The organism is Psychrobacter sp. 1Y6, assembly GCF_052258385.2.
Classification (GTDB): Bacteria; Pseudomonadota; Gammaproteobacteria; order Pseudomonadales; family Moraxellaceae; genus Psychrobacter.
Map to the genome: position 1 here is coordinate 2097954 of NZ_JBQQEW020000001.1, position 12088 is coordinate 2110041.

Genomic DNA, 12088 nt, shown 5'->3' on the forward strand with positions numbered 1-12088 from the left:
ACCGATACGCACGCACATTGCTGTTCGACTAGATTCATTGTTATGTCTATGGCTAGATCGAGCAGCAACCATCGAATAGTAACTATTAAATAAACATACGCATGCATGAACGTCGCTAGACGCTACGCTGCTTTTCTGCGATGATTAACGGTTCCTGATCGAGCAATATCGTGCCAGAAACCGACTTGTAACTTCATAAAGGGTATCTCTTAATGACTGTACATCCTACTGATGCTGATAACATCCAAGCTCAGTCCAATCCTAGTGAGCAGGCAGGTGCGCTTGCAGCTGTAGACACCGGCACCTCAAAAGAGGCCAATGCCGCCAATATTAATGACAATCGACATGGTGCGGCAACGACTGCTCGGCAATGGCAGGTACTATCACAGCTGCAGCGCAATCGCTGGGTAGGCACCACGCATATTTATGAGCAGCTAATGATGGCAGGCTTCGATATCAGCCTACGTACTGTCCAACGCGATTTGAACGCCCTTGCCAAACGCTTCCCTATCGAAAAAAACAATGCCAATCCACAAGGATGGCGCTGGAAAGAAGATGCCCCATTACAAAGTTTGCCGCACATGAACTTATCACAAGCGGTTGCTTTTAATATGGTCGAGGCCAATCTGACCCAGTTACTGCCACCTGTTATCTTAGATGAATTATTTCCTTGGTTTGACTTAGCACGGCGACAGCTCAAAAACAGCAAAGTGACCCACTCTTGGATAGACAGAGTGCGTATCGAGCCTGCCACACAGCCGCTTATCGCACCAGATATAGATTTGGATAGTAAAGACAATATTTACCACGCGCTATTTTATCAGTTGCAGATTCATGCTTGTTATACTCGTAGCAACAAATTACAAGCCAGCGAATACACCCTAAATCCAATCGCAATTATCCAGCGTGGCGTGATTATCTATCTACTGGCAACTCGTACCGACGACCCAAAATCCACTATTCGCACCTTTGCCTTACATCGGTTTGATAGTGTTGAGATTCTCGAAACCGCTGCAAAAACGCCAGAGAATTTTCAACTCGATACCTATTTGGATGAAGGCAGTATGGGCTTTAGTCACCCACTATTTGGCGAATTGGATGAGCGTGGCAAGAATACCGCTGTTGAGCTTAGGTTCACTAGGCAAGCTGGTAAGAGTCTGACCGAAAGTAAGCTTAATGACGATCAAACCGTGACGCTAAATGAGGATAACACCCTTACTGTAAAGGCCACTGTTAATTTAACCTCACAGCTGGTCTGGTGGCTACGTGGATTTGGTAGTGGCTTATTAGATGCTAAGCCTGATCTACTTTATCAAGCAGTATTAGACAAACCTGCGACAGCAATCAATGAATAACGTCACTGACATGAGACAATCTTACATCCGTACGCCTTAAGTAAGTAAATACCAAATCTAGATAACGGTTAAAAACTAAGAATAAAAAAGGAAAGTTATGTCGACCACTGCCCCATCACCACTGTTGTCAGATAGTTTACGAGGACTGGGACTAGACGCAGGAACGTTGTTCTTTGCGCTCAATTATGAATTTACCAAAATTGAGCCAAAAGGCATGTTTAAGCGCTTCAAAAAAAATCAAAGCGCAATGGATATTGATTTGGCTTGCGTGTTGTACGATGACAATTGCGTCATCAGTGACATCGTTTGGTTTAAACAATTGCGAGATAAAGCTGAATCGGTCAAGCATCAAGGAGACAGCTTAAATGGTAAGGATCGCGGTGAACAAGCCATGTATCTTGCCCCGCTTGATCAAGAGCAAATCAGATTGGAACTCGAAAAAATTCCTGCTCATATTACTCATATTGGTTTAATCGCCAACTCATACCACGGTCATTCGTTTTCTAGGGTGAAAAAAGGCGAAATTCACCTGAGTGACGATGAAGGAAACCGTTGTTTTGAAGTCAACCTTAAGCAGCTTCCACGCGACTGCACGACGTTATGGGTAGCGCATTTGCGTCGATCTGTTGATGACTGGCATTTAACATTGCAAAACTTACCACTCACTGCAGAGGGTCTAGCAGATGCAGCACAACAAGTGGCTCATGAATTAGCACGTGCACTGCCTATCCCTCAAGGGATATAACAGCAACTGGTCATCGCATATAAAAGAGGTCTTATGCTATCCAAACACAAGACCTCTTTTTATGAGTAAAGCATTAGCTGTAATTAACTGCTAAAAACCTATTGTTATAAATCATTTCACACTTCGCTATAAAACTTCACCGCAATGCGGACAGAAGTTCTTTTGGCGCGTCTCAACTTCTTTTTCACGCCGTTCAAGCTCTTGCTCTCGAAGTACTTGTAAAACGATATTTTGTGCCTGCTCTTTATCTAAACCCAGCTCTCGACGAATTTTATCAATCATCATCTGATTCTGTACCAGATCAAAATCGCTATCAATTAACTGCTCACGAAAATGCTGTTCAAGCTCTTCACGGCGCTGAGCCAATTCATTCGCCAATCCCGTCGCTAGAATACCAGCCGGCAGTGCGGCAAGACCCACACCCAATATCGTAATGACCGCACCCAATATTTTGCCAGCATTAGTAATTGGCGTGACATCTCCATAGCCTACGGTTGTCAGTGTCACCACAGCCCACCACATCGCTTTAGGTATAGACTCAAACTCGTCTGGCTGTGCGTGATTCTCCACTAAATAAATACCGCTAGAGGCAGTCACAATCATAATAATAAGAATAAAAATAACGGCCTGAAATGAGCCTCGCTCCTTGCTAATCACGACTAGCAAGATGCGCATTGAGGCAAAATAACGCGTCAATTTTAGGATTCGAAACAAACGTAAAATACGCAAGAAACGCAAATCAATGTTGACAAAGAAATTCAAAAAGGCGGGCACGATAGCTACTAAATCAATCAATGCAGATGGGCTTCTAAGCCAATCCCATCGCTGTTTCCACGTTGTATTATCGGGCTTTGCTTCAGCCACACTCCACAGACGAAGTAAGTACTCAATAGAAAAGACAACGATAGAGAAGTTTTCAAATAATGTGAAGTAATCTTGATAAGGGTAATACCACTGATCGACAGACTCGGCTATCACAGCCGCTACGTTAGTCATAATCAAAAATATAAGGAAATAATCAACGTAACGGCTAAATAACGTGTCATGTTCTTCATTTTGTAAAATATCATAAACAAAATGACGCAAGCGCCGTATAGATTGGAATAACATGCCAGCCCTATGCGGTGAAATACCGATTTGATATTAGTAGAATAAAACAACGGTCAAACAATAAGAACCAAACTCTCATCACAGAACATAGGATATATTTGCAGCAATCATCTGTGATTTTTATCAGAAACGCTTCATTTTGTACTGACCTGTCTATTATCAGCCGTGACTATCGGCTATACAAAATGCAGATAATAAATATAGACCGATACCAGCAGTATAAACACAATTAGTAGGATAGAGAACCTTAAGAACTGTTCGTCAGCGCGAAGCTGCTGGCTAATATCTTGCGCAGGTATCAAAAACAAGTGACATTCAGGACAACAAGAGTCTACCTGATTCAATATTTTCATCGTACGCGCATTCGTACAGCGTAGAGGGGAGTTACTGCAATAGCCAAGCATAATATATTGCACCTCTTGTTGAATCATAAATAAGAGATACCGACTTACGTCAATGACACTTACTTAAAAAGCAGCTTTTGTTGTGTTTAATTATAGACTGTAGACAATTGAATTACATGTAAATGTAATTTATTGCAGAAATATTGCTACTTTATGCTCAAAACCTTATCAATAATAATGATTTTCGTATTATAATAGACATTAAATGTTACAGATTAAACTTTAATCATGACATTATGTATCAGTAGCTAATGCCATCCCTCATTAGAAAACTGCTGATAATTTTTTATTACGTTAAGGAATGAAATGATGAAACTACAATCCCTAGTTTTAGCAACTGCTGCTGCACTTACAATGACAACTGCTTTTGCAGTCCCTGCTGGTACTTGGTCTGTTGCTGCTGGCGCACATTATGTTGATCCTAAAAGTGACAACGGTACAGTATCTACTGGCTTAGGCAACTTTGAAGTTGATGTTGATGGTGATGTACGCCCAACTATCAGTGGTGAGTATTTCATCGCTAACAATGTTGGTGTTGAATTACTAGCTGCTATTCCATTTCATCATGACATTACCCTAAAAGCTGGTGATACTACTATTGATGCGAAAACACAGCATCTACCACCTACTCTATCTGTACAGTATCACTTCGATGGCTATGACTTGCCTATGAATGTGAAGCCTTTTGTTGGTGTTGGTGTGAACTACACTACTTTCTTTGAAGAAAAGGTTTATATTCCTCTCGCTGGTGACTATGATTTAGAACTTGATGATAGCGTTGGTGTAGCTGGTCATGTTGGTATTGATATTCCTTTTGCTCCAACTGAATCTTTCCGTATTGATGCCCGTTATATGGACATTAAAACAGATGCAAGCCTAAACGGTGATGATATTGGCGAAGTTGATATCAGCCCTTGGGTATATGGCGTAGCATTCGTTAAACAGTTCTAAGTTAGTAAAATACAATGCGTAATAAGAGCCAGCTTGATAGCTGGCTTTTTTATGCTTATTAATTAAGGCTACTACCGTTTGTCTACTCTAACTACTAAGCAATTATTTATAAAAAAAGTTAATAACCTGTAAGAACAAATAATCTCCATAAAAAAAGACCACCCGTAGGCAGTCTTTTCTAATTGCTAGCTAGCTTTAGATCAAGATACGACGTGGGTCTGCTAATAGCGTTGCGATATAACGAGTGAATACAGCAGCGTCTGCGCCATTAATCACACGGTGATCATAAGACAAAGACAGTGGCAGCATCAAACGTGGCTCAAAGCTTTGTTTTTTAGCATCCCAACGTGGCTGCATACTTGCTTCAGAGACACCTAAGATACCAACTTGTGGCCAATTAACTAGTGGCGTGAAGGCGGTACCACCCAAGTTACCTTGGCTCGATATAGTAAAGCTTGCACCTTGTAAATCTTTGGTACTGAGCTTCTTATCACGAGCTTTTACTGCAAGCTCGCCAATCTCAATCGCAATTTGCTTCAGGCCTTTATCTTGTACGTTTTTGATAACAGGTACGATAAGACCATCATCTGTTGCCACAGCAATACCCATATTGACACTTTTACGCAATATGACCTGAGTATTGTCATCACTCAAGTGACTGTTGAATCGTGGGTGCTGGGTCAACGCGTAAGCAGTTGCTTTAACCACAAAGGCCAAGATAGTGAAGCCAATACCTTCTGCTTTCATGCCACCTTTTAGCTCACCGCGCAGCTTTTCGGTCTCAGTGATATCAGACAGATCGAACTGCGTTACTTGCGGTAGCAAAGTATTGTAGTTGAGCTGTGGTATCGAGACTTTCTGCAAGCGGCTGAGGTCTTGTATTTCTGTCTCACCCCAGATCTCAGCGTTACTCATGTCAGGCAGTTTCGGTAGACCTGAGCTAACAGGATTACTGCTCACAGGTGCCGCTTTCTGCTTGGTTAGACTGTTTTTAACATGTGCAAACAAGTCTTCTTTTAGAATGCGATCGTTTAGAGCTGAACCATTCACTTGTGTGATATCAACACCCAACTGACGCGCTAGTTTACGGACGGCAGGACCTGCATACACATCAACCAATTTTTCATTGACCTGTGCTTCAGTTAATTTACCCTCTGTTTTGCTAGCAGCTATATCAGTATTGGTCGTTTTGGCAGCTTGTTTTGGCTCACCAGTGGTTTTAGCAGCTGATTTATCTTCTGTTTTAGCTGGTGCTGACTCTTGTGGCTTAGGAGCTTCAGACTCACTATCACTAGCATCATCTGTACTACTTTCCATGATGACGATAAAGTCCTGACCATTAGCAACCATATCACCTGCTTCGACCAAGATTTTTTCAATTTTACCAGCAACTGGCGCTGGTACTTCAACCGAAGCTTTGTCTGATTCGATTAGCAAAATCGACTGTTCAGCGCTAACAGTATCACCAACGCTCACCATAATTTCAGAAACTTGTGCCTCATCAACACCTAAATCAGGTAATGCATGAGTAGTTGCTTTACCAGCATTAGCGGCTGGCTTGGCAGCAGACTCTGATTGCTTTGATTCAGTTGCAGTAGGCTCAGGTTTTGATTCTGGTTTAACATCGTCTGTGCTGTTCGCTTCTTGCTTTTCAGCAGCATTTTCATCGTTGCTTTCTGCGCTATCATCTGCGCTTTCAAGCTCAATTAGCACCATACCTTCGCTGACTTGATCACCGATAGCAACGCTAATCTTAGTCACTTTACCAGCAGCAGAGCTTGGTACTTCAACCGATGCTTTGTCAGATTCTAATAATACGATGTTGTCGTCTTTTGCAATGACATCACCAATTTCTACCATAATCTCGCTGACTTCGGCGCTATCCACACCTAAATCGGGGGCTTTAATGTCCATGATTTATTTCCTCGTCTTATGGTTATTATTATTTGACATCTTTATCATCAAGTACATTTGCATCTGCTTGATCTTCAGCACGATCTTCATTACTGATTTCATCATCGTCTTCAGCAATAAACTCAGGTACAGGATTTGGATTTACGTTACCTGGTGCTGGTGCATCTGGAGACTGATCATAGTAAGACTGCTGCTGCCATGCAGGTGGATGATCCACATCGATACCTAAGCTTGAAATCGCGTCTTTAACCAAACGCATCTCAACTTCACCTTCATCCGCTAGGCGTTTAAGCGTTGCCACAACGATATGCGCCGCATCAACATTGAAGAAACTACGTAGGTTTTCGCGCGTATCAGAACGGCCATAACCATCGGTACCCAGAGTCGTGTAAGGACGGTTATCTGGTAACCAAGCACGAATCTGCTCTGAGTAGTTACGCATATAATCTGTCGCTGCCACTACGATACCTTCGTGCGGTGCTAACTGCTCAGTAACCCAAGGCACTTTCTCTTCATCCATTGGATGTAGACGGTTGTAATCGTCACAAACCATACCATCACGAGTCAGCTCATTAAAGCTGGTTACGCTCCAGACGTTAGACGTAATATTGAACTCGTCTTTTAATATCTGTGATGCCTTCTGCACTTCACGCAAGATAACACCAGAACCTAATAGCTGTACTTGTGTTGAACCATTGTCTTCAAGCAAGTACATACCACGTTTGATACCTTCTTCGGCACCTTCTGGCATAGCAGGTTGTTCGTAGTTTTCATTCATCAACGTCAAGTAATAATAGACGCGCTCGCCTTCACCATACATACGGCGTAGACCGTCATGCATGACCACAGCTAGCTCATAACCAAAGCAAGGATCGTAGCTGACGCAGTTTGGCACGACATTGAATAGAATCTGTGAATGACCATCTTGATGCTGTAAGCCTTCGCCATTAAGTGTTGTACGACCAGCGGTTGCGCCTAATAAGAAGCCTTGTGCTTGACAATCACCTGCCGCCCAAGCCAAATCACCCACACGTTGGAAACCAAACATTGAGTAATAGATATACATCGGAATCATCGGTAATGCGTTCACAGAATAACTGGTTGCCAATGCAATCCAAGTACTCATTGCGCCTGCTTCATTGATACCTTCTTCTAACATGTGACCATCGATAGCTTCTTTATAGCCCATCAATGCTTCACTGTCTTCTGGCGTGTATTTTTGACCAACAGCCGAGTAGATACCTAACTGACGGAACATACCTTCTAGGCCAAATGTACGCGCTTCGTCAGGTACAATGGGTACGACGCGATCTTGGATGTCTTTGTTTTTGAGCATCGCAGATAGTAAGCGTACAAATACCATCGTTGTAGATTGCTCTTTACCATTGCTGCCTTTTAATACACGATCAAACATCGATAACTCAGGGATATTCAATGGGATATGACCACTACGACGGTTTGGCAGATGACCACCTAACGACTCACGACGACCTTTAAGATACTTCATCTCCGCCGAACCTTCTTCAGGGCGGTAGAATGGTAGGGTCTCTAACTGCTCATCAGTAAATGGCAAATCAAAACGATCACGGAAATACATCAACGCTTCTTGATCAAGCTTCTTCACCTGATGCGATTTGTTGACTGCTTGCGTTTGTGCAGATAGACCATAACCTTTAACGGTCTTAACCAAAATAACCGTCGGTTGGCCTTTAGTTTTCATAGCTTCGCTAAAGGCAGCGTAAACTTTAACTGGATCATGGCCACCACGGTTCAGACGTGAAATTTCTTCGTCAGTCAACGCATCTGCCATCTCTTCTAGCTCTGGATATTTACCAAAGAACTCTTTGCGGGTAAATTCAGGCGTACGCGCTTCATATAGCTGATACTCGCCATCCACCACTTCTTCCATACGTTGTTTAAGCACGCCAGTATGATCTTTACCAAGTAATGAATCCCAGTTGCCACCCCAAATGACTTTGATAACTCGCCAGCCTGCGCCGCGGAATACTGACTCTAGCTCTTGAATGATTTTACCGTTACCACGGACTGGACCATCAAGACGCTGCAAGTTACAGTTGACTACCCATATTAGGTTGTCTAGCTTCTCACGACCTGCCAGAGAAATAGCACCCAAGCTTTCTGGCTCATCCGTTTCACCATCACCTAAGAATGTCCAAATCTTACGACCTTCTTTTTCTAGCAATCCACGATTTTCCATATAGCGATGTACATGGGCGTGATAGATAGACATGATTGGGCCAAGTCCCATCGATACGGTTGGAAACTGCCAGTAATCAGGCATTAGATATGGATGCGGATAGCTTGATAGACCTTTGCCGCCTACTTCACGGCGGAAATTATCAAGCTGATCTTCGGTCAAACGACCTTCTAAATAAGAACGGGCATAGATACCTGGCGCTGAGTGACCTTGATAATAAATCATGTCACCACCGAAGTGATCGCTAGCTGCGCGGAAAAAATGGTTAAAACCCGTTTCATAAAGCGTTGCACTAGAAGCGAATGTCGCTAAGTGACCACCTAGATCATCGTCGTTTTTATTAGCACGCATAACCATAGCAAGTGCGTTATAACGAATTAAAGCACGTATCTTACGCTCCATGCCTAGATCGCCTGGGTACATTGGCTCATCTTCAACAGCGATACTATTGACGTAGGCGGTGTCTAGTCTGTTGAACGGAAGACCTTCTTGAACTGCCATATTGTATAAGGCTTTTAGGAGGAATTGAGCACGGTCCTTGTCTGCGTGTTTAACCACAGACTCAAAGGCTGCCAGCCATTCCTGAGTTTCGGTGCTATCAGCATCCTTATAATAATTCATTCTTGTTAATCCTTTTATATCAGTCATACCTACCTAATGGCAGGGCTTCATTGAAAAATGCATGATGAGAGATTGGCTTACTTATGACATCCTTGCTACGTCCAAGCATTCCATTGTTTTGTGCGATGATATACAGCTTGATTATAAAAATAGTATTACTCATATCGACAAATGTATCAAATCAACACACCTGCCAAATCGTCATAATGCTACGACTATTCTATTCAAACGTTAATTACTATGACATTCCATTATAAGCGTTTACGCGTTGGTTGTTTATGGCTGTAGAGAAATGATGAAATAACAAGTATTTTTTAAATAAATAATGATTAGTTGTTAGGTAAATATTATTAACCATTATTCCATTGATACCAAGATTTTCGTAATAGGTAGATGAAATTTACTGTCCATAGCGGTAGATATCTGCTTTTCTAATTAATAAATATACTAATCGAAAATACACTTCTTGCTACTCATACCCTATAAATAGACATTCGTCTCATTTGTGTATATTAATTGTGATTTAAGTATTATTCTTATTATAAGATTATATATATTCCATCCTTATTCTCGGAGCTATTATGAACCCGTCTATTATACCATCGACTCTAAAGTTAAGAGTAACGCGTTGGATAGCTCTACCATCCCTATTAATACTACTGCCTAATTACTTAGCTTTTGCTGCAATAAATACATGTCCTGTTGGATACATTTCTGATGAGTTTTCAAGCGTTGATTACAGCAATTTAGCATCTACTGTTTCTCCACCACTTCTTGGGGTAAATCAACTTTTAGATGGACTCAAAAATGAAAGCTATGTCATTGCATCTAATAGCCTTAGTACTACTGGCACTTTAGATGCTGGTGGTTCCAACTTTTATAGAACTAAAAATATAGGCACTAGCATCCCATCTTTCGAGTTTTTTCAGGACTTTGCTACCAAGGAATCTACTCGTACGGTTTCGTATACTTTTAAAAATAAGTTTGATGATCAACCGCAAGCCCTTACTAATGTAAGCTTAAGTATATATGACATAGATACAAACTATTTGGGAGTAGCTTACAATACTAGATTTTTTGAATTTTCTGACCAAGTTACGATAACAGGTATTACTAGTTCAGGTACAAGTGTAATTCCAATTCGAAAGTATAGTGGTGCTGGAATGACAACTACTGCACCTTATCGTCAAACTACTAGTACTAGTAGCGTTCTTTGTGCTACGGATTCAGTAGATGAGAAGTGCAAGGTTTCCGTAGCTTTTGATCAGCCCGTAGTCAGAGTGAATGTGACTTATGGTAACAATCCTGACTTAAGTTACTATGATTTCAGTACTTTTGGTAATCCTGGTGATCAGCTAATTAATATTGTATTTGATGGTTATTGCTACTTGCCGCAGCCGCGTCTAACATATACAAAAGCGCTTTCGACTTCTCGTAAAACGAATACAGATCAATTTACTGTTCAGATTAAAGACAATGCAGATAATTCGGTAGTTACGAGCGGCATTACTTCTGTTACTACAACGGGGACGAATAATACTGTCACGACTGGCACAGGTACTATAGGAACTTTCAAGGTTAATCCTACCAAGACCTATACATTGACAGAAGCAGTCTCAGGATCGACAAATTTAGCAGACTATACTGCCCTATACGCATGTAGAAAATCAGATGGTACATCCGTTAGTAGTTTAGACCCAAAAAACCTCAAGCTGACTTACGGAGATAACTGGACGTGCACAATCACGAACGGTAGATCTACCTATGTATTTTCAGGAATAGTCTTTGATGATAATGGTAATGTTTTAAATCCGTCTAAGGATGATATATCTAGCAAATACTTAAATAATAGCCTTTATTTCAATGGCAAATACGATTCACCAACTGAATCTGGTATTCCCTTTACTACGGGTCATACCATTACTCTAAACAAATGTACAGGTGATAGTGGTACGTTCTCACCTCAGACGGTAAACATTGGTAATGATGGAACTTATAGTTTTAGCTTGACGGCAGCACAAGTAGGCAGCTATACAAGGCTTTGCGTTACTCAAAATGAGCCTAGCAACTATACATATTCTGTAGATACTACGAGTAATGTCCTACAAATAGACATTACTAACAGTAAATACAACTACCCTAGCAATGATTTTGGTGATGTTGTTCAAGAAAATGCTGCGTTGGTATTAATCAAAAGTCAGTATGTCCATGACTGTAGCCTAAATAACCTTGCCACCATTGGTGTTAATTATGACGGTAGTGCTAGTAGTGCGTATAGTACAAAACCAATATCTAACATTATCCCTGGACAATGTATCGCTTATAGAATTGAAGCTATAAATCGCGGTAATGTTGCCTTAGCAGATATTGTTATTAAGGATACGCTACAGAGTAAAAATGACTCTAATAATTCATTGATTACCTCTACCTTAGCCAATCCAACACCTATTGGTGAAAATAGTGGTACTCCATCATTTGCAACAAATTCGGTATCTATTGGCAATAACGGTACAGTTACTACCAATACTTTTTCTTTAGGTACTACCACCACTACTCGCCGTCAGGCCATTCGTTTTAATACTAAATATGGTACTACCATTAGTAACTAAACACCTGTTTATTAAACATTTACTCAAGCCCTGTCTAACCAGACAGGGCTTTTACCGTTTGTATACTCCAAAATGCCAGTTGTCATCTTTGTGATGATTAATTGTATTAATTACGTGAAAATAAAAGAAAGGGAGATAGATGCCTTTTAAAACGATGAATG

Annotated in this window: 7 protein-coding genes; 4 read left to right on the forward strand and 3 right to left on the reverse strand. The window is 41.2% G+C overall.

All coding sequences use genetic code 11. From position 1 onward, the window contains the following. The first annotated feature begins 212 nt into the window (after nucleotides 1–212). Nucleotides 213–1355, forward strand: a complete 1143-nt coding sequence (locus ACTXGF_RS22465; protein WP_443532684.1) for a helix-turn-helix transcriptional regulator — start codon at nucleotides 213–215, stop codon at nucleotides 1353–1355. Nucleotides 1356–1452: 97 nt separating this feature from the next. Next, nucleotides 1453–2100: a TerD family protein gene (locus ACTXGF_RS22470; protein WP_443532683.1), complete on the forward strand. Its 648-nt coding sequence runs from the start codon at nucleotides 1453–1455 to the stop codon at nucleotides 2098–2100. 126 nt (nucleotides 2101–2226) lie between these two features. Here ACTXGF_RS22470 and ACTXGF_RS22475 read toward each other — a convergent pair whose 3' ends face one another. Continuing rightward, entirely contained in the window at nucleotides 2227–3210 is a 984-nt protein-coding gene (locus tag ACTXGF_RS22475; RefSeq protein ID WP_057759421.1) for an ion transporter, read from the reverse strand. Between the two features lie 713 nt (nucleotides 3211–3923). Between ACTXGF_RS22475 and ACTXGF_RS22480 the strand changes: the two genes are divergently transcribed. Then, nucleotides 3924–4565, forward strand: a complete 642-nt coding sequence (locus ACTXGF_RS22480) for an OmpW/AlkL family protein (protein ID WP_443532939.1) — start codon at nucleotides 3924–3926, stop codon at nucleotides 4563–4565. 195 nt (nucleotides 4566–4760) lie between these two features. On the opposite strand, the gene ACTXGF_RS22485 is transcribed toward ACTXGF_RS22480, so the two are convergent. After that, nucleotides 4761–6479 (reverse strand): 2-oxo acid dehydrogenase subunit E2, encoded by a 1719-nt coding sequence (locus ACTXGF_RS22485; RefSeq protein ID WP_443532680.1) that lies wholly within the window; start codon nucleotides 6477–6479, stop codon nucleotides 4761–4763. 28 nt (nucleotides 6480–6507) lie between these two features. Then, nucleotides 6508–9318, reverse strand: a complete 2811-nt coding sequence (gene aceE / locus ACTXGF_RS22490; RefSeq protein WP_443532678.1) for a pyruvate dehydrogenase (acetyl-transferring), homodimeric type — start codon at nucleotides 9316–9318, stop codon at nucleotides 6508–6510. A gap of 581 nt (nucleotides 9319–9899) precedes the next feature. Here aceE and ACTXGF_RS22495 point away from each other — a divergent pair. Then, the gene (locus ACTXGF_RS22495) at nucleotides 9900–11927 is read left to right on the forward strand and encodes a hypothetical protein (RefSeq protein WP_443532676.1); all 2028 of its coding nucleotides are present in this window, start codon (nucleotides 9900–9902) and stop codon (nucleotides 11925–11927) included. The last annotated feature ends 161 nt before the right edge of the window (nucleotides 11928–12088 follow it).